This is a genomic window from Hyphomonas sp., from assembly GCF_041689225.1.
Taxonomy (GTDB): domain Bacteria; phylum Pseudomonadota; class Alphaproteobacteria; order Caulobacterales; family Hyphomonadaceae; genus Hyphomonas.
This window is the reverse complement of the sequence record NZ_JBDNGN010000078.1, coordinates 1-18,177: the sequence shown is the minus strand read 5'-3', so window position 1 is coordinate 18,177 and position 18,177 is coordinate 1. Positions and strand designations below refer to the sequence as shown.

Annotated in this window: 16 protein-coding genes; 5 read left to right on the top strand and 11 right to left on the bottom strand. The window is 63.0% G+C overall.

What is annotated here, in order from left to right; genetic code table 11:
• Positions 1-792: methyltransferase (locus tag ACESNB_RS07475; protein ID WP_373005876.1), on the bottom strand; the 792-nt coding region annotated here is incomplete at its 3' end.
• 45 nt (positions 793-837) lie between these two features.
• Positions 838-2,832: a transglycosylase domain-containing protein gene (locus ACESNB_RS07470; RefSeq protein ID WP_373005874.1), complete on the bottom strand. Its 1,995-nt coding sequence runs from the start codon at positions 2,830-2,832 to the stop codon at positions 838-840.
• Positions 2,833-3,068: 236 nt separating this feature from the next.
• On the opposite strand from ACESNB_RS07470, the gene ACESNB_RS07465 reads away from it, so the two are divergent.
• Complete coding sequence (locus ACESNB_RS07465) at positions 3,069-3,455, top strand: cytochrome c (RefSeq protein WP_373005872.1); 387 nt, start codon at positions 3,069-3,071, stop codon at positions 3,453-3,455.
• Between the two features lie 76 nt (positions 3,456-3,531).
• On the opposite strand, the gene ACESNB_RS07460 is transcribed toward ACESNB_RS07465, so the two are convergent.
• Positions 3,532-3,831, bottom strand: a complete 300-nt coding sequence (locus tag ACESNB_RS07460) for a YraN family protein (protein WP_373005870.1) — start codon at positions 3,829-3,831, stop codon at positions 3,532-3,534.
• Positions 3,824-4,747 (bottom strand): 16S rRNA (cytidine(1402)-2'-O)-methyltransferase, encoded by a 924-nt coding sequence (gene rsmI, locus ACESNB_RS07455; RefSeq protein ID WP_373005868.1) that lies wholly within the window; start codon positions 4,745-4,747, stop codon positions 3,824-3,826. Before rsmI ends, ACESNB_RS07460 begins: the two co-directional genes overlap by 8 nt.
• Between rsmI and ACESNB_RS07450 the strand changes: the two genes are divergently transcribed.
• The 3 genes from ACESNB_RS07450 (at position 4,741) to ACESNB_RS07440 (ending at position 8,691) form a co-directional block, all read left to right on the top strand.
• A complete protein-coding gene (locus ACESNB_RS07450) occupies positions 4,741-6,039 on the top strand; it encodes a penicillin-binding protein activator (RefSeq protein ID WP_373005866.1) in 1,299 nt (432 codons plus the stop codon). The genes rsmI and ACESNB_RS07450 overlap by 7 nt on opposite strands.
• Before the next feature lie 94 nt (positions 6,040-6,133).
• Positions 6,134-7,285, top strand: coding sequence for a molecular chaperone DnaJ (dnaJ, locus tag ACESNB_RS07445; RefSeq protein WP_373005864.1), 1,152 nt, complete (start codon positions 6,134-6,136; stop codon positions 7,283-7,285).
• Positions 7,286-7,401: 116 nt separating this feature from the next.
• Positions 7,402-8,691: an aminotransferase class V-fold PLP-dependent enzyme gene (locus ACESNB_RS07440; RefSeq protein ID WP_373005862.1), complete on the top strand. Its 1,290-nt coding sequence runs from the start codon at positions 7,402-7,404 to the stop codon at positions 8,689-8,691.
• A 13-nt stretch (positions 8,692-8,704) separates the two neighbouring features.
• On the opposite strand, the gene ACESNB_RS07435 is transcribed toward ACESNB_RS07440, so the two are convergent.
• The 5 genes from ACESNB_RS07435 to ACESNB_RS07415 form a co-directional block, all read right to left on the bottom strand.
• Positions 8,705-10,321 carry a class I adenylate-forming enzyme family protein gene (locus ACESNB_RS07435; protein WP_373005860.1) on the bottom strand — a complete coding sequence of 539 codons (1,617 nt, stop codon included), beginning with the start codon at positions 10,319-10,321 and terminating at the stop codon, positions 8,705-8,707.
• Positions 10,322-10,400: 79 nt separating this feature from the next.
• Positions 10,401-11,288 (bottom strand): alpha/beta hydrolase family protein, encoded by an 888-nt coding sequence (locus ACESNB_RS07430; protein ID WP_373005858.1) that lies wholly within the window; start codon positions 11,286-11,288, stop codon positions 10,401-10,403.
• Positions 11,289-11,400: 112 nt separating this feature from the next.
• Positions 11,401-12,645: an acetyl-CoA C-acetyltransferase gene (locus ACESNB_RS07425; RefSeq protein WP_373005856.1), complete on the bottom strand. Its 1,245-nt coding sequence runs from the start codon at positions 12,643-12,645 to the stop codon at positions 11,401-11,403.
• 193 nt (positions 12,646-12,838) lie between these two features.
• Positions 12,839-13,210 (bottom strand): hypothetical protein, encoded by a 372-nt coding sequence (locus tag ACESNB_RS07420; protein WP_373005854.1) that lies wholly within the window; start codon positions 13,208-13,210, stop codon positions 12,839-12,841.
• Between the two features lie 96 nt (positions 13,211-13,306).
• Positions 13,307-16,132 (bottom strand): phosphoenolpyruvate carboxylase, encoded by a 2,826-nt coding sequence (locus tag ACESNB_RS07415; RefSeq protein WP_373005852.1) that lies wholly within the window; start codon positions 16,130-16,132, stop codon positions 13,307-13,309.
• A 160-nt stretch (positions 16,133-16,292) separates the two neighbouring features.
• Between ACESNB_RS07415 and ACESNB_RS07410 the strand changes: the two genes are divergently transcribed.
• Entirely contained in the window at positions 16,293-16,709 is a 417-nt protein-coding gene (locus ACESNB_RS07410; protein ID WP_373005850.1) for a hypothetical protein, read from the top strand.
• A gap of 18 nt (positions 16,710-16,727) precedes the next feature.
• Here the strand turns inward: ACESNB_RS07410 and ACESNB_RS07405 are convergent, their stop codons facing one another.
• On the bottom strand, positions 16,728-17,663 hold the full coding sequence (locus ACESNB_RS07405; RefSeq protein WP_373005848.1) for a hypothetical protein: 936 nt from the start codon (positions 17,661-17,663) through the stop codon (positions 16,728-16,730).
• A 48-nt stretch (positions 17,664-17,711) separates the two neighbouring features.
• The coding region (locus ACESNB_RS07400; RefSeq protein WP_373005846.1) for a 23S rRNA (guanosine(2251)-2'-O)-methyltransferase RlmB at positions 17,712-18,177 on the bottom strand (466 nt) is incomplete at its 5' end.

Genomic DNA, 18,177 nt, shown 5'->3' with positions numbered 1-18,177 from the left:
GTTCGCCACGTCACGCGTGGCGTCCGCCCAGGTAATCGTGACATTCTCGACGCCTTCCAGCGTCTTCGTTGCACAGGCAATCGCCCGGTGCTCGGCCTCATACAGGTCCATATGCTTGATCTTCGGGCAGTGCGTCAGAACCTCTTTCGTGAGGTAGCCCTGGCCCGCACCGAAGTCAGCGCCTGTGCCTTTGATGTCCTCGGGAATGTTCTCGGCCAGCAGCTCCGATCCGGCATCGATCCGGTCCCATGAGAACAGGCCCGGCCGGCTCCACATCGCCCCGTCTGCAACAGGTTGCGGCTGGTCAGCGGCGACCCAGGCTTCGGCGAGGGCGGTGTTGAACACGGCGCTGTCTTTCCTCGCCCAGAAGGCCCGGCACTTGTGCTTGCTGAGGCTTTCGGTGGCGCCGGCAATCTCGCCCAGCGTCTTTTCGGCGGTCTTGCCGCCCAGCGTGTTCGGCAGGCAGGCCAGCACTACGCCGCCCTCGGGCGCCGCCAGCATGGCGCGAGCATACAGGCCGCGTGCCTCGGCCTTCTGGCGCGGTGGCAGGATCAGCGTCAGTGCCGCGGATTCGAACGTTTCTGTCCCGGGAGGGAGCAGCGTGTATCCCGCCGCCTTGAGGGCATCATGCGGCGGCTTGAACGTCTGCTGGCAGGTCAGCCGATCCTTCGGCAGCAGAGGCAGTACCGGTCCCGGTTCAGCCCGCAGGAACAGCACGTCTCCCGTTTCCGGCACGGTTACACCACCGCCATCAAGGGCGAGCTTCAACGTATCAAGAACATCAGTATCCATGCGCACGCCTGTTAGGCGGAATGCGCCCCGCTGAAAAGCCCGGTTCTACTGCGGGACAGCCCCGCTGGCCCTGCGGTTCGCCGCTGCGACGCTGAACGCCTGGCTGAGGCCGCGATAGAAGGAGATGCGTTGTTCGGCGGCTTCGCTGATCACGATACCGCCTTCAGCGCCGATCAGGCTTTCGGATGGCATACCAGCGTGGACAACTGTCATCATGTCCGACCACAGGTCTGCCGGCAGGCCCCCTCCCGTGACGCGCTTCATCGGGCTGTCATCGTCATTGCCGACCCAGACCGCGCCTACATAGGCTGCAGTGAAGCCGACGAACCAGGCGTCGCGCCAGTCCTGCGAGGTGCCGGTCTTGCCGGCGACGGTCCAGTTTTTGACCCGGGCCCGCCCGCCCGTGCCGATGGGCGCGTTCACGACGCGGGTCATCATCGCATTCATGTCTTCGGCCAGCTCGTAGGGATAGACGCGCTCACGTTCGTATTCGGGGCGCTGGTAGAGGACCATGCCGCGCGAATCCTCGATCTTGTCGATGAGATAGGGGTCCATGCGCAGGCCGCCGGACTGGAAGGCGCCATAGGCCCGCACGAGTTCCCACATGGTCACTTCCTGGCTGCCAAGGGCGAGCGACGGAAAAGGCTGCATCGGGCTTGTCATGCCGAACCGCTTGGCCAGAGAGATGATGCGCTCCTCGCTCGCCTCCTGTCCCAGCTGGGCGGCAATCGTATTGGTCGAGCGGGTCAGGGCCTCGCTGAGGGTCATCGGTCCGAGATAGCCCCCGCCATAATTCTCGGGCTTCCATTTCTCGATCGTCAGGGGCGCATCGATCATCACGTCATAAGGCGAGAAACCGTCTTCCAGCGCGGCTGCATAGACAAAGGGCTTGAAGCTCGATCCGGGCTGGCGCTTGGCTTGTGTCACCCGATTGAATTCCGAGGTCGCATAGTCCGCACCGCCGACCATGGCGACGACACGGCCATCCTTGGCCATCACCAGCGCGCCGACCTGGCTGACACCCTGTGCCTTGCCGTCTTTCGCGATACGTTCGACGAGCAGGGATTCGATCTTGTCCTGGAGTTTCGGGTCAATGGATATGGTGACGACGAGGTCGCCTGGCAGGCGCGGCAGCATCGCTTTCACACGTTCGGCCGACGCGTCGAGCACATAGCCCAGCTGCGCGTCATAGACCGGCGCGTCGATGATCTTCACCTCTGCCGCGCGGGCGGTGTCGGATTGTTCTTTGGTGATGAACCCCTGATCGACCATTTCAGCGAGCACATAGAGCTGTCGGTCCCGTGCGCCCGCCAGATTGTCCCGCAGGTTCAGCTTGGAGGGTGCCTTGGGAAGGGTGGCTAGCAGGGCCGCTTCCTGGATTTCGAGCTTTTCGGGCGGCTTGCCGAAATAATTGCGTGCTGCCGCGTCGATGCCGTAGAGGCCTGCGCCGAAATAGACGCGGTTCAGGTAGAGCGAAAGCACCTCATCCTTGCTGATCCGCTTTTCCAGTTCGCGGGCGAGCTTCATTTCCTGCGCCTTGCGCTTCAGCGTCTGGCGATTGTCGAGCACGAGATTTTTGATCAGCTGCTGCGTGATGGTCGATGCGCCCGAAACCGTCTCTCCGGCGCGCAGGTTCGACAAGGCGGCGCGGGCGATCGCGGCATCGTCGGCGCCGTCATGGTCGTAAAACCGCTTGTCTTCGGCAGCGATGAAGGCCTGAGGCACATAGGCGGGCAGGGTCGAAATGTCCGTCGAGCGGCCGTAGCGGGGGCCGCGAACAGACAGCGTGTTGCCGTCCCGGTCGACAAATTCCATGGCGGGTTCGCGGTGGGCTTCCCAGAGTTCGGCGGTGTCCGGCAGTTTTGGCATGCCGAAATAGAGCGAGCGCCATTTGTAGAGCGCGTACCCGCCGCCAGCAAACATGATCGCCAGAACGGCCAGGATAAGCCAGCCACGCACGGTCGCTGGCCACCGGAAAATCGGTTCGCGCGGCACCTTGATGGTGCGCGGTGCGCGCGTGGGCGGGGCGGATTTAGCCATATCAGCCTGTACAACGAATAATGGAGGATTTTGTAGATGCGATTTGATTACGGCAGGGTGAAGGCGCTGTTCATATACGAGGCCTCCGCGTCCACTCCGTTTCCTGGGGTTAATGCGTATATCCGCAAACGCTCCAAATTGTGTATCGTTGGTGAGACGTGTTTCCGTCAACCGCCAGACACGCGCCGCGATACAAGCTGAAACGTGCGCGGCGCCATTCAGGAGGACCCTATCCGATGACCCGACCTTTCTTTCGTCCGGCCGCCTTTGCCCTGATCCTGTCCTTGGGAGCTGGCGCCTGCGACAACGCAGCTGATGGCGTTGTCCCATTCGACGCCATCAAGACAGATGCCCAATCGATTGCCGACGGGCGCGTGATCGCGGAAGCGCAATGTTCCAATTGCCATGCGCTCGACAATGATCCGAAAATCCGTCCGGAAGACCCGCCACCGTTGCGCTACCTGATGGCGCAGTATAATCCGGAAACACTTTCTGAAGATTTCCAGGCTGGGCTTCATGTCGGGCACGAGATGATGCCGGACTTTGTGTTCGGCCCCTTGGGCGCCGAAGTGCTGCTGGCCTATGTCGTTTCGATCCAGCAGGAACCACCTGCGCCGGAGTGAGGCGTCACCCCATTCCCGGACGCCACGCGTCGCGCACATGAATTGGCACGCGCCACGCCTGGATGGCGATGAGATCTTAGCGCCAGCCATGGTCCACATAGTGCGGGCGACGGGCCATCCAGAAGTCGGCCGCGCGGGATATGCGTTGCCATCTGGCCGGGGTGACGGCGCTGAGGGCATCGCCGCGCCGGGCGCGGGCCTTCACTTCGACAAAGGCAATGATCCGGCCCTTCGAGGCAATGAGGTCGATCTCGCCAACAGGGGTTCGCAAGCGGGTTTCGAGAATTCGGTAGCCTTTGAGGCGCAGGCAGAGCGCGGCCAGCGTTTCGCCTGTCCGGCCCCGCCGTTCGGCCCGCTGGCGGGCGACCTCAGCCATTGGCCTTCAATTGCAGGGCGCGCTGGTAGACGTCGCGCTTGGGTAGACCGAGTGCCTCGGCCACGGCACTGGCGGCGGCCTTGGTCGGCTGCTCCTTCAGGGCATCAAGCAGGGCAGCGTCGAGGTTGGCCTGCGTGATTTCGGTATCGAGCGGCGGGCCGACGAGGAGAACGATCTCGCCGCGCGGCGGGCCAGCCTCGGCATAGTGTGCGGCGAGCTCGGACAGCGTGCCCCGGCGGGTTTCCTCGAACAGCTTGGTCAGTTCCCGGGCGACGGCGGCCTGCCGGTTGCCACCGAGCGAAGCCGCAAGGTCGTCAAGCGAGGCTGCAAGGCGCGGACCGCTTTCGTAGAAAATCAGCGTGCCCGGCACGCCTTTCAGGGCCTCCGCGGCAGCGCGGCGGGCGCCGCTTTTCGGCGGTAGGAAGCCTGCAAACATGAAGTGATCGCTCGGCAGGCCGCTGGCAACCAGCCCGGCGAGCATCGCGGACGCTCCGGGGATCGGATATACTTTGACACCGGCCTCGAGGGCGTCGTGGGCGAGTTTCCAACCAGGGTCGGAGACAAGCGGTGTGCCGGCATCGGAAATGAGGGCGATTTTCGCGCCCGCCTGCATGCGGGAAATCAGGTCAGGCCGTCGTTCCGCCCCATTGTGGTCATGGTAAGGGCTCAGCCGGACTTTAAGCCCGTAGGCCGACATCAGTTTCCCGGCCACGCGAGTGTCTTCTGCCAGAACTTCCTCGACGGTCTTGAGAACATCCAGCGCACGCAGCGTGATGTCCCGCAGGTTGCCGATCGGGGTGGAGACGACATAAAGCCCCGGGCCAAGTGTCTGCGCCGGTTGCCCGGCAAGGCGGCTGCCCGTAGAGTCGCCCGAGGCGTGAATTGCTTCGGGCTCAGAAGGATCAGGAGATGACATTGCTTCAACCATTGCTCAGGAAGCTCAAAGCACCAAGCCTTGTTCTGGCTTCCCTCCTCCTGGCCACGGCCTGTGCCACAGCGCCCGCCCGCCCGCCAGTCCAGATCGGCACCGGCGAGCCGCGAGTCGATCCGGTGACGGGCGAAGTTCTGCAGCCCGGCGGAGTGGATGAAGCGCAGCTCGGCGAACTGGACCGCCAGAAGCCGGTTCGCGGCGATGGCGGCCTGATCCCACCCTTCATGGAAGGCCGCGACGTGAAACGCGCCGTCGTGCTGTTGCCCTTTTCGCATCCGAATGCGCAGGTGCGCGCTGAGGCCGAGAGCATGTTGGCGGGCATCGAGCTTGCCTTATTCGAATATGCCGGCGACAATTTCCTGATCATGCCGAAGGATACGGCCGGCAAGCAGTCGGTGACCGAGGCACGCATGGACGAGTCGCTGAAGGAAGGCGCTGATATCATCCTGGGGCCGCTGTTTGGCGCCAATGTGAAGGCGATCAAACCGGCGGCCAGCCGCCAGCAGGTGCCGATCATCGCGTTTTCGAATGACCGCAGCGCAGCAGGCGGCGGGGTGTATCTCGCATCCGTTTCGCCCGAAGAGGAAGTCGCGCGCGTCATGCAATATGCCGGAGCGCGCGGCGTTCGGTCGTTTGTTTTCCTCGGGCCGAGCACGCCATACGGGCGTCAGGTCGAGGCAGCGATGCGCTACCAGGCCTCGTTGCAGGGCGGCGTGGTTGTGGCGTCGGCCTTCTATGATCCCGCATCCGGTGCGTCGGCGGAGTCGCGCCAGATCGCTACTGTTCTGCAAGGCGAAATCGCGCGCGGCAAGGTGGCCGTGATGATTCCGGAGCGTGGCGTGAAGCTGCTCTCGGTGGCACCTTTGCTGCCTTACAATGGGGTAGACATGCGCCAGGTCATGCTGATGGGCACCAGCCTGTGGGACGATTCCAGCATCTGGCGCGAGCCGACGCTGGCGGGCGGGGTCTATGCTGCGCCGGACCCGGCAAATCTCGCAGGGTTCAAGCAAACCTATAATCGCATCTATGGCCGCAACCCGACGGACCTCGCTGCGGTAGCCTATGACGCAGCCGCGCTTTCAGTGCGGCTTGGGGCGGACGACAACATGCGGTATAATGGCGTTACCGATCCCGACGGGTTCATGGGCGTCAATGGCCTGTTCCGGTTCCGGATTGACGGCACATCGCAGCGCGGCCTTGCCGTGATGCAGATCCAGTCTTCGGGCGTATCTGTCGTCGAAAAAGGCATCACTGCCTTCGGCCCCGGCCCCAGCTGAGCGCCGTGCTTTCTGCAGCTATCCCTTGCGGGCAGGGGCAGTTCGCCCCACATGACTGCGCACATCACGGAATTCGGGAAGACGGCAATAAATCATGAGCAAACGCGACTATTATGAAGTGCTCGGTGTCGCTCGCGATGCAGACGACAAGCAGCTGAAATCGGCGTATCGCAAGCTCGCCATGAAGTACCATCCGGACCAGAACGCCGGAAATGGTGAAGCTGAAGAGCAGTTCAAGGAAGTCGGCGAGGCCTATGCGGTCCTGTGCGACGCTGACAAGCGCGCTGCCTATGACCGCTACGGCCATGCCGCCTTCGAAAATGGTGGTGGCGGTGGCAGCCCGTTCGGGGCCGGTGCCAATCCTGAAGATATATTCCAGGACCTGTTCAGCCAGGTCTTCGGCGCAGGCGGCTTTGGCGGTCGTCGCCGGGGCGGCCCGCAGCGCGGATCAGACCTGCGCTATGATCTCGAGATCACGCTGGCCGAAGCCTATTTCGGCAAGGATGAAGACATTCACGTGCCCCAGGCCGTGGCGTGTGAGCCCTGCTCAGGCAGTGGCGCCGCGCAGGGCAGTACGCCCGAGAAATGTGACATGTGCGACGGCCACGGGCGTGTGCGCGCCCAGCAGGGCTTTTTCACCATGGAACGCACCTGCCCGCGCTGTTCGGGCAAGGGCAAGGTTATCCGCAAGCCCTGCAAGGAATGCGGCGGCGCTGGCCAGGTCCGAGAAGAACGCAAGCTGTCGGTGAAAATTCCGGCAGGCGTCGAGAGTGGTATGCGGATCCGTCTGTCTGGTGAAGGCGAAAGCGGCACGGCAGGCGGCGCCAAGGGCGACCTCTACATCTTCGTCGATGTCGTGGAGCACGATATCTTCGAACGCGACGGACCAAACCTCTATTGCCGCGCCCCGGTGCCCATGGCGACGGCGGCCCTCGGCGGTGAAATCGAAATTCCGACGATTGATGGCGGCCGCGCCAAGGTCGCCATTCCAGAAGGCGCTCAGACGGGTCGCAAGCTGCGCATGCGCGGCAAGGGCATGCCATCTGTGCGTTCCTCTGGTCAGACCGGCGACCTCTATGTCGAAATGTTCGTCGAGACGCCGCAAAACATGACGGCCCGCCAGAAGGATATCCTGCGCGAGTTCTGCGAGTGCTCGGGCGCCGATTGCCACCCGGAAAGCGAAGGCTTCCTGGGCCGCATCAAGCGCTTCTGGAGCGGCCACGAGGACGAAAAGCGGGCGAACTAGGCTTCAGGCGCCACTTTTTAGTCCCTCGCGATAGTTTCTGTCATAGGCCAGCGCTTACGATGCCGATGGCGGAGCGTTCGATTCCCGCATGACTGGCATTCTGGCGGGAAGACAGCATGATAATTTCGAGACGTACCGTTCTTGCAGGCAGCGCGGGCTTTGCCGCGACCGCATGCGCGAGCAATGAGGCGGTTCCGATGGCGCCCTTCCAGAGTGATGGCGCCCTGCACACAGCATCCGACGAAGCCTACTGGCGCGAGGTCGCCGCAGCATATGACGTGATGGACGGCGTCATCAATCTCGAGAACGGGAACTGGGGCCTGATGGCGCGTCCTGTGCTTCAGCGCTACCAGGTCCATACCGGGACGGTAAACCGTCGCAACTCCTATTTCGCTCGGCGTGAATATGCCGACATCTATCGCCCGATTCATGAACGTCTGGCAGATTTCCTGGGCGCCGATGCCGGCGAGATCACCATCACGCGCGGTGCGACCGAGGCGCTGAAGGCACTGATCACAGGTTATAACCGGCTGCAGCCCGGCGATGGCGCCATGATCGCCGATCTCGACTATGGGTCGATCCAGAATGCGATGGAATGGAAAGCGGCGCAGTCTGGCGGGCGACTGGTGCGCCTCTCCGTTCCCGAACCCGTCACCCACGACGCCCTGATCGCCTTCTATGACGCGGCGATGGTGGCGAACCCGGATGTCCGCCTTCTATTGCTGACCCATGTCAGCCACCGGACGGGACTGGTAATCCCGGTGTCGGAGATCGTCGCGGCGGCGCGCCTGCGGGGAGTCGATGTGATCGTGGATGCGGCTCATTCCTGGGGGCAGATGGACTTTGACGTTACGGCGCTCGGCGCCGATTTCGTCGGCTTCAACCTGCACAAATGGATCGGAGCGCCGATCGGCGTGGGCGTCATGTATATCAAGGGCGACAGGCTCGAGGCGGTTTCGGCGGACATGTCTGCCGAGTCGTGGGAACGCGATGGCACCGGCGGCCGGGTGCATACGGGCACGATGAATTTTGCCGCCGTGATGAGCCTTCCCGATGCGCTCGACTTCCATGACCAGGTTGGGCCGGCGAACAAGGCGGCGCGGCTGGCCTACCTGCGCAACGCCTGGGTCGACCAGGTTCGGCCGCTTGAGCGGATCGAGATACTCACCCCGGACGATCCCCGGATGCATGCGGGGATCACGTCGTTCCGGGTCGCGGGCAAGACCAGCGCCGAGGACAACAAGGCGCTTGCAGAGCGCTTGCTGGCCGAGTTCGACATCTTCTCGGTGCTTCGGGACGGTGTTGCGGCCGGCTGCTGCGTGCGCATAACGCCGGCGCTCTACAATACCCCCGACCATGCCGACCGCCTCGCCGAAGCGTTGCGCACGATTGTTCAGAAGGACTGAGGCACTGGTTTATTCAGACCAGCTTTCCGTCGAAATCGCCCGCCTCATAGGCTTCGCGCAGTTTGAACTTCTGGATCTTGCCTGACCCGGTGAGGGGCCATTCCTCGACCCAAATCCAGTAGGCCGGCGTCTTCTGGGGAGACAGGCGTTCGCGGATGAAGGCTTTCAGTTCTGCACCATCCGCTTTCGTCTGGCCTTTACTGCGCAGGAAACAGGCGACCTGCTCGCCCCATTTCTCGTCCGGGATGCCCACTACGGCCACTTCGGCAACGGCGGCATGTTCCAGCATGGCGTTCTCGATTTCCACCGGGAAGAGGTTCTCGCCGCCTCGAATGATCATCTCTTTGACGCGGCCTGTGATCCGCACATATCCGCGCGTGTCCATTCGCCCGAGATCGCCGGTATGGAGCCATCCCTCTGAATCGATGGCGGTGGCAGTCGCTTCCGGATTGTCATTGTAGTCGGTCATGACGAGATAGCCGCGGCAGCAGATTTCACCCTGTTCGCCCACAGGCACGACAGTGTTCGTTTGCGGGTGTCGGATCGAGACTTCGACATGCGCGGCGGGTTGGCCGATCGTCTGCGTCAGGTCTTCGAGGGAATCCTCGAACCAGGCCTGCGTGATGACGGGCGATGTTTCGGTTTGCCCGTAGACGATCTGGATCGGCGCACCCAGTACGGCGCGTGCCTGCTTGCACAGTTCCGGGGCCACCATCGCCCCGCCAGACATGATGCGCGAGATTGACGAGACGTCCCGCCCTGATTTCTGCACTTCGTCGATGAGCGCTACCAGCATGGTTGGTACACCAAGGATGAAGTCTGTTTTTTCCCGATCAATCACTTTCACGATCACTTCCGGATCGAACATGGGTGCGAGCAACATGGTTGCGCCGACGCCGAGGCCGCCAAGGACAAGTATAGCGCAGCCTGTCGTATGGAAGAGCGGCATGTTGTGGACGAAGGATTTGCCCACAGTCATGCCGGCCCGGGTCATCGCATCGACGCCGTTTCGCACGAGGCCGTTATGATGCAATAGCGCGCCTTTTGGAAAGCCGGTGGTGCCGGACGTGTACTGTATCTGCACCGGATCGGAGGGCTTCGGATCGCGTAGCGCTCCGTCGGTCTCGCCCATAAACAGCGCATTGTGGTCGGTCAGGAGGATGCGGTGCCGGATCGCCGGGATCTCGTCGCAGACGGCGTCGGCGATGTCCTGCATCGGGTTCCCCCGAAAGTCCTTCACATAATAGATCGCTTCGGCGCGGGACTGTTCGAGGACGAATTTAAGTTCGCGTTTCTGGTAGGCCGGATTGACCGTGACAAGGGTGACGCCCGCGAGGCCGCATGCGAGTTCGAGCAGGATCCATTCCGGCACGTTATTGGCGTAGACTGCGATCCGTGCCCCTTCGGCGTGGCGGTTGGCGAGCGCGCGGGCGAGGCGTTCGCTGTCGTCCAGGAGCTGGGAATAGGTCCAGGTGCGCAGGATGGCGCCGTCATAGTCGAGGGCTTTCAGGGCCGGAAAATCCGGCGCGCGTGCGACTGAGGCGCGCAGCATTGCGCCGATTGTCAGTGGTGCAGGTCCGGTGCCGCTCTGTGCCGGGAAATAGGATTCCGTGAGATCGACTTTGTACATCCGGCCCTCCATTGTCAGGTGTTATTCTGTTTGAAACAGACGCTAGTTACAATGCGGCTGCATGGCCAGTTGCCGCGATTCAGCGGCAATCACCAGCCCAGTCCAGCACTGTATCGATCAGTTCCTGACGCGACCATGAGAAGGAATGGTCGCCTGACAGAACCTTGGCTGTCAGGTCGATGCCGGGTTCGGCTTCATAGGCGGCGACCAGCGGGGCAATAATGGTGTCCGGCGGAACGGACGTGTCCTTGTCGCCGCCGATCACCAGCACTGATTTTCCGACGAGTTCCGATGCCAGCAATCGTGTATCGAAAGCTTCGCGATTGGCCAGGATCTCGGCAATGGCATTTTGGCCGGTGAGCCCGGACAGCATTTGCATCGTGTCAGCATAGGCAGAAAAGCCCTCGGCGCTGGCCGGATCGGCATCAAACGCGTTGGCTATCGCACCTAGGTCTGCAGGTGCGATACCGGCGACGCAGGTTACCCGCTCGTCTCTCGCAGCTGCTTCGAGCGCGGCGAAGCCGCCCATGGAATGGCCGATCAGGATCAGTTTGTTCGGATCGGTGCGATAGGTTTCGGTATTGGCGCGCAGGTAATCGGTGGCTGAAGCGACGTCTTCGATGACGTGAGTGAAGCTGTAAGTGCCCTGGCTGCCCCAGGCACCGCGATAGTGGAAGAACAGGACGTTGAATCCGTCGCTGCGCAGGTCCTGCGCGAGGTCTAGATTGCGCTCATTGCCCGGAAAACCGTGGAGTAGCACCACGGTCGGGTGCGGTCCTTCACCTTCGGCAAGGTAGGCGTGGCCGTTGAGGCGGTCACCGTGGCTTTCGAAATTCAGCTCTACGAGCGATCGCGGGAACTCGGCGTCGACCGCTACGGGATCGATGGCGATCTCGGGCGCGGTGGCGCAGGCGGAGGCTAGCATCAGTGCGCCCAGCGACGCGGCTGTCGAGATGATGGATTTCATATGTGTCCCCCTTGGTTTTCAGCACTCTAGGGCGGGAGGCCCGACGGAGCCATGCAAAAAGCCCGCCCCCGGATGCCGGGAGCGGGCTGATTGCCGGGCTGTCGCCGCGTGACTAGATGCGTTCGATGATGATCGCCGGGGCCATGCCGCCAGCGGCGCACATGGTGATCAGGCCGTAACGGCCGCCGGAACGCTCAAGTTCGTCAAGCGCTGTGCCGATCAGGATCGAACCGGTGGCGCCGATCGGGTGGCCGAGGGCCATGGCGCCACCGTTGATGTTGACCTTTTCGCGGTCGAGATCGAGGTCGCGGATGAACTTTTCGGCAACGACTGAGAAGGCCTCGTTGATTTCGTAGACGTCGATATCGTCCTTGGTGAGGCCGGCCTTGGCGAGCACTTTCTTCGCCGCCGCCACCGGTGCGTTGAGCATCAGCGTCGGGCAGTCGCCCATGTTTGCCGTCGCCACAATGCGGCCGCGGGGCTTCATGCCGTGCTTGTCAGCATACTCTTTCGAAGTCAGCAGGATGGCGGCGGCGCCGTCAACAACGCCCGACGAGTTACCGGCGTGGTGCACGTGGTTCATCTTGCCTTCAAGTTCCGGGTATTTCCGTGTGACAAGGTTGCCATACGTGTTGCCCTGATCATCCACGGGGATGTCCATATAGGCCGGGAACACGGTGCGCAGTCCAGCCAGCGTTTCCATCGTGGTGGATGGGCGCGGGAACTCTTCATGGTCGAGCGCAAGCGAACCGTCTTCATTGTAAACGGGCACGAGCGACTTGTCGAAACGGCCCTCTTTGATGGCTATGGCGGCGCGCTGCTGGCTGGTAAAGGCGAGACGGTCGACGGCTTCGCGGTCGATGCCTTCCAGCGTGGCGATCGCGTCGGCGCAGACGCCTTGCTGGGTTTGCGGGTGCGAGGCGCGCAGGCGCGTGTTGCCTGCGTCGAGGACGGGCGGGGCTTTCGGATCGGCCGTGGCCGCCGTGTAGCTCATCATCTCCGTGCCGCCGGCGATGACGCAGTCTTCCATGCCGGACATGACCTGGGCTGCGGCGAGTGCGACGGACGTGATGCCCGAGCCGCAGAAACGGTCGAGCGTGACGCCGGAGGCCTTGATATCATAGCCAGCATCAAGCGCGGCCATGCGACCAAGGTCAGCGCCCTGTGCGCCGCGCTGGCTGCTGGTGCCCCAGATGATGTCGTCGACCGTGGCGGTGTCGAGCTTGTTACGTTCGGCCAGCGCCTTCAGGACGGTGGCTGCCAGTTGTTGTGGGTGGATATGGGCGAGGGCGCCCTTTCCAACTTTGCCGATGCCGCGCGGCGTGCGGCAGGCGTCAATGATATAGGCTTCAGCCATGAGGGTTTCTCCCGGTTCGCATCACTGTTGAATGGTGTCCGCAAGGTTTACGCGCACGTAAGCGTCATAGGAAGGGATGACGTTGGGAGAGGCGGTCGAATCGCCGCGCAGCTCCCCAAGGGAATGAGCGGGCCGGTGACGGCGACCATCGCACCGCTCGTAGGCAAACGAGCGGCGCGTCCAGGTCGCGATCTTAGCGCACGACGACCTTGATCAATGCCGGCTTTTTGGCGTGACCCGTATGGGGCGAAGCGAACTGGTAATAGCCGCCGCGACCGGCGTAGACTTTCGACGGGTCTGTATAGACACGCGGGCCGTCGACGAACTTCTCGCCTTTGGCCGGAATGTAGGTCCAGGCTGAGACTGGGCAGCTCACCTGCCGCATGTCTCTCAGGTCTTCCCTCGCGTCGGCCCTGGATGTGGTGATGCGTTGGTCGAGCCGATCTTCGACGAGATCCGGGCACCGACGCGGATCAAGCTGCCATTCTCCGGCAGAGGCGGCTCCGGCAAGGCCGATGGCAAGCAGGGAGAGGCTTGCGGCTTTCAGGGCGAATGACGTTTTCATGGTGGTTCTCCGGGGTTGATCGACAGTCGTTCAACGAGAACCGGTGCCCTGTCCGTCGCAAGGCGCCTGACAATTACAGGAGTTTAAGAAATCGGCCTAGCCGAAGGCCCCATAGGCGTGCGTGATCGCCAGGCTGATGCCATGCAGGGCGCGGTCGATCTCGTCCAGCGGTCCGATAATGTCGCGGTGAATGCTGTCATAACCATAGCTGGCGGCGGATTTGGTCTCGCTGCCGGATTCGGTAAGCGCCTTGAACGGCGTTTCCTCGTCGCTTGCGCGGGGGAAGATTTCGACAAGCAGATCGACGGTCTCGGCGATACGCATGTCGAGCACCATGCGCAGGAGATCGCGCGCGTCGGTGTCGTGACGCTGGGAAATACGGGGCAGCCGACCGACAAGGGTGAAGGCGCGCATCATCAGTGCCTGGCGGATGGCGTGCAGGGCGTGCAGGTCGAGTCGGCCTTCGTGCCGTTCCTCGGCAGACGGGGCATCGTCAAGCCGGGCGAGGAGTCGGTCGAAGCGGCCAAGATCGATCGACAGGAAATTGGCGATCCGGTTGATCGAGACGGCGGTCTCATCGTCGCGCAGGCCATAATAGACGCTGCGATAGGCGGCGGCCTTGTCAGGCTCGGCGAGGCGCGCATGGGCGATCCAGACGCTCGGGTCGAACACGTTGGCATAGGCGCGCAGGGCAGGCAGGCTGGTGACCACGCGGGCCCTGAGCGCGAGCAGGATCAGGCCGTGCATGCGGGGACTGGCATTGATCAATTCGATGAGGCGATCATTCTCGCGCTGTAGCGACGAGCCAATGCCGGACGCCGTGTTGGCGGGAATGCCGAGCTGCTGCAGCGTCGCGTTGTGCGAGATGGCGCGCAGGGCGCGGGGGCCGGTGGGGCCGCCGGTGCGGCGCTTCTGGCGCGAACCGGCCTTGACCACGAGGCCGGCGGAAAAGTCGCCCAGCAGGCGGCCGTAATCGGCATTGACGAACAGGCGCTCGTGCCAGGCGCGCAGCGCACGGTAAAAATCCCAGACAAGGTCTGTGCGCGTATAAAACGGGTCTTTCGATGTGTCCGGTGGGTCGGACAGGGCCCGGTGGCACCAAGCGGCATAGGTCGTCTCGGCAATTGGAAGGCTGGCGAAATGAAGGAAGCCGTCGCCGCCTTGAAAACTGACCTCATGCATGAGGCGCAGGTTGCGCGTGCGGGCGCCATTGCGGGTCCAAGGCGTCAGGACATGGTCGAAGCGCTGACCGAAACTGCCGGGCCACGCGCCGCGGCCCATGGACTCGCCGTGTGTATTGAAGATCAGCAGGGCGACATCGTCGGTCTTCGCAGCAAGGGCCCGGGCGATGAGATTGTGTATCCGCTCGATCGCCATGTCGGCGGCGACTTGGCCGATGAAGCGGCCGGCATCCGAGAACCCGAGCTGGATCGACAGATAGCCGCGTTCCTTCACGTAACGCAGGAATTCGGGCTCTTCGAGCAGGCGTTCGATGAAGCGGCCACCAGTCTCGAGGGCTTCCGGCGTTTCGAACAGGGGCGAGATGTCGAGCTTCTCGGCGACGCCATATTGGCGGGCGAGGTAGAGCGCGCCCATCACGGTGGCGGGGTTCTCGCTCTCGGCGATGAGGAAACGGATGACCGAGCCGGAGTCGATGTGCTTGAGGATTTGCGCGCACATCATGAACTGGCGCCGAGCGGTCGATTGTTCGAGGAAGAGGTCGGCGAAATTGACCTGGACCGGTTTGGACTGGCGCGCCTTCTGGGACAGCTGAGCAAGCGCCAGGCGGCCAAGTTCGCGATCTTCGGTTTCAAGGCCGAGGTCGCGATTGATAACCGTGCGTACCTGCGCGGCGTTGACCCGAAGGTGGATGCGCGCGGTGCCAAGCTGGAGCGACTCCACTTCAGCGCGGAAGGCGATCAGCGCGGCGGCCAGGCCGTCATCAACGGCAGGGATCGCGTCATCCAGAACCGTGGTGATTTCGGTTGCATCGAGGATCATGCGCTTGCTGTGAGACGTGAGGGCGTTGGCGGCCTGGACCAGGTTTTCCGGATCGGTCAGGTCCTCGGCGAAGCGCGCCGCATCGGATTCGGCATCCCCGGCTGCGCCACGCAGGCGCACTGTCAGGCGGGCAAGTACGGCGACCTTGCTGGCGCCGGACATGGCTTCCAGCCGATCAGCATAGCGGGCGAGCTGGGCGGCTTTCTCTCGCAGGCGGAAAGTCAGGGACTGGGACCAGTGAATGTCGGTCCGCCCGTCAAGGTCATAGCCGACCCAGCTGGCAAGCGTCGGGAGGTAAGGCCGCAGGCCACGCCAGTCATCGGGAAAGGCTTTGCGGGCCACGTCCAGAACCAGCGCGGCATAGGCCTGTTGCGCGCCGGCCGCATTGAGCAGCGCGTCCTGGACCTCGTCATGCTCCCCAACCAGATTGATCGACTTGTTCCAGGGCCGACCGTCCTCTCGGATATGCTTGAGGAGTGTGGCGCGGCTGGATTTGTTGGGCCGGGTAACGTGCGCGGTAAACGCCTGCCGGAGCGCACGTGAGAGCGCGAAAGTCGGGTGGGCCGTGAAGATGATGCCGCCAGTATTCTGCTCGATGCCGGTCTTGAAGGCCTCGAATCCCTTGCGGGCGAGAGCGTCGAGCGCGGCGCGCACCAGCGACCAACCTGCCTTGGGAGCGGCGTCATAATGATGTTCGCGGAAACGGTCTGCGCGTTCCTCGATCATGGTGAGGTGAAGGTCGCCCGCAAATTTTGCCAGCTCGGCGACGCTGGCCTTGCCGGCTTCGACATCCTGGAAAAGGGACTGGGCTAGTGCGAAGACCGAATTGGTCATCGGATCGACGGCAATGCGTGTCGATTGTGCCCGCAGGAAGTCCTGCACGGCAGCGAGTGTCAACGGGGTTGGGTTGGCATTAGTCATCTGTTCACCGCAAAGACGCCTTTGATTGCGAAGTCAAAGCAGACGAGGCCTGCATATTGGCAAGGCAGACTGCAGGTTTCACCGTCAGGTTACCCGTCATATGTGGCATAAGCCACTGATATGTCGTATCAATAAAGGGCCGGTAGAGGGGCATGTGTAGATGCAGATTGATGCGATAGCGACGCTCATGGCGATGGCGGCCAGTGTCGCCGTGGCCATGGCTCCAGCCTCGGCGCAACCTGCTGCCAGCGCCATGGAACAGCTGCTGGACCCCGGCAAGCCTGCAGCGTCCGTCGTCGAGCCAGCGCATGCACCGGTCAACACGCATGGGGCTGCGCCCAGCCACAACGTGATTTCCCCGCCGCCCGTCTGCCGGATCCGGTCAGACGAGGAATGCCATCATGCCGCCGCAGCCTGCCTCAAGGCGCGCAGCATTGGCGGGCTCTACACGGTCGCCTGGGAACGCGAAGGCAAGCTGGCTATCACGCGCGTGCGCGATGACATGACGGACGGGCAGGAGCGGCATGCACGCGCTTGTGCGACAGACCTGCAGCAATGCCTGAGCGGGAATTGCTGAATGGGTCGGGATGCTGCCTTAGCGCCGCCCGAAGAACTTCACCGCGCCCAGAAGGCCGGCAATGGCAGACCCGAGCCCGCCCAACAGAACGAACAGCGGATTGGCCTGATCGGCAAAGGCAATGGCGCGGTTGATACCGGAGACCTGGACCGTGACCGTGTCACGGAATGTGCGCAACGGCACAACCGAGTCCTGGTCGATGGCATAGATTTCGAACACGAGGTCGTGGTCGCCAGCCGATAGTGGCATGACTGACCAGCGCCAGACATTTTCAGTCAATGGTGACAGCGACTGCACGCCGGGCGACATCGGAACGATTTCGAAATTGGCGCCGCTGACGCGGGCTTCGACGCGGTCGGAGACCTGAGCTTCGCCTGTCACGATATTGCCGCGCCCGGGCAGGGCGTCGACGGCCGTGTCATCGCCTGTCGCATCAATGGCGAGCGTGACGTCGAAAGCGCGCTTGTATTCGGCCGATTTCGGCGTCTCGTGCGCAACAGGAACCGTCTGCAGGGATTCCATGAACGCTTCGGCATGCGATTGTCTCCTTTGATTGGCTGCCACGCCTGCTGTTTCGGCGAGCGCATCCGTTAGGGCGTCAAAATCGCCAGCCGCTTCTATGGAGAAGTTTTCAGCGGTGTCCAGGCCGTCTTCGGCAGAGGCCATGTCGTCGGTGCCAGAACCGCTGGAGAGCGAGCGCGTTCGCATCATAGCCCGGCTTTCGGGAGTCGGGGCGGACATGACTGCCTCTGGTGGCGAAGCGGCTTCCATCGCGGCAGGTTCTGGTGGCATCTCCATTGTGGCCTCAGGCGCGGGCATGGCCTCGACCGGTGCTGGCATGGATTCCATGGCCGCCGTCTCGTGGGGACGATATTCTTCGAGCAGGGCGGCACCGCCGATGCCGGCCACCGCCAAGCCTGCCAGAACGAGAAGAATGGAGATAAATCTTAGCATCGCAGGTGCTCCCGTCTGGCGATTCCTCGCGTGAACCCTAGCAGAGGTTCAGCGCGGTGGGAAACCTTCCCGACTGGCTTCGTAGAACGCAATTGCGGCAGCATTGGACACGTTCAGGCTTTCCATGACCTCGGTCATCGGGATGCGCGCCAGTTCGGCGCAGGCCTTGGCGACGGCGGGGCGCAGGCCCGAGCCTTCGGCGCCCATCACGATGGCGATTTTCGGCGCGCCGGCGACAGCGTCGGCGAGGATACGCGGGCCTCCGCCGTCGAGGCCAACCGTGTGATAGCCAGCGTCGGCGAGCTGTTCGAGCGCGCGGGCAATGTTGACAACGCGGGCCTCGGCCACGGTTTCAATGGCGCCCACGGCCGCTTTGGCAACCACGCCGGTAATTGGTGGTGCATGCCGGGTTTGAAGGACAATGCCGTTAAAGCCGAAGGCGGCGGCGGACCGGTAGATGGCGCCGAGATTGTGGGGGTCGGAGACCTGATCGAGGACGCAGATGCGGGAAATG

Coding starts and splice junctions, on each gene's coding strand:
- ACESNB_RS07470 (WP_373005874.1), bottom strand. CDS start 2,832: ATGGCTAAATCCGCCCCGCCCACGCGCGCACCGCGCACCATCAAGGTG.
- ACESNB_RS07465 (WP_373005872.1), top strand. CDS start 3,069: ATGACCCGACCTTTCTTTCGTCCGGCCGCCTTTGCCCTGATCCTGTCC.
- ACESNB_RS07460 (WP_373005870.1), bottom strand. CDS start 3,831: ATGGCTGAGGTCGCCCGCCAGCGGGCCGAACGGCGGGGCCGGACAGGC.
- ACESNB_RS07450 (WP_373005866.1), top strand. CDS start 4,741: ATGACATTGCTTCAACCATTGCTCAGGAAGCTCAAAGCACCAAGCCTT.
- rsmI (WP_373005868.1), bottom strand. CDS start 4,747: ATGTCATCTCCTGATCCTTCTGAGCCCGAAGCAATTCACGCCTCGGGC.
- dnaJ (WP_373005864.1), top strand. CDS start 6,134: ATGAGCAAACGCGACTATTATGAAGTGCTCGGTGTCGCTCGCGATGCA.
- ACESNB_RS07440 (WP_373005862.1), top strand. CDS start 7,402: ATGATAATTTCGAGACGTACCGTTCTTGCAGGCAGCGCGGGCTTTGCC.
- ACESNB_RS07435 (WP_373005860.1), bottom strand. CDS start 10,321: ATGTACAAAGTCGATCTCACGGAATCCTATTTCCCGGCACAGAGCGGC.
- ACESNB_RS07430 (WP_373005858.1), bottom strand. CDS start 11,288: ATGAAATCCATCATCTCGACAGCCGCGTCGCTGGGCGCACTGATGCTA.
- ACESNB_RS07425 (WP_373005856.1), bottom strand. CDS start 12,645: ATGGCTGAAGCCTATATCATTGACGCCTGCCGCACGCCGCGCGGCATC.
- ACESNB_RS07420 (WP_373005854.1), bottom strand. CDS start 13,210: ATGAAAACGTCATTCGCCCTGAAAGCCGCAAGCCTCTCCCTGCTTGCC.
- ACESNB_RS07415 (WP_373005852.1), bottom strand. CDS start 16,132: ATGACTAATGCCAACCCAACCCCGTTGACACTCGCTGCCGTGCAGGAC.
- ACESNB_RS07410 (WP_373005850.1), top strand. CDS start 16,293: ATGCAGATTGATGCGATAGCGACGCTCATGGCGATGGCGGCCAGTGTC.
- ACESNB_RS07405 (WP_373005848.1), bottom strand. CDS start 17,663: ATGCTAAGATTTATCTCCATTCTTCTCGTTCTGGCAGGCTTGGCGGTG.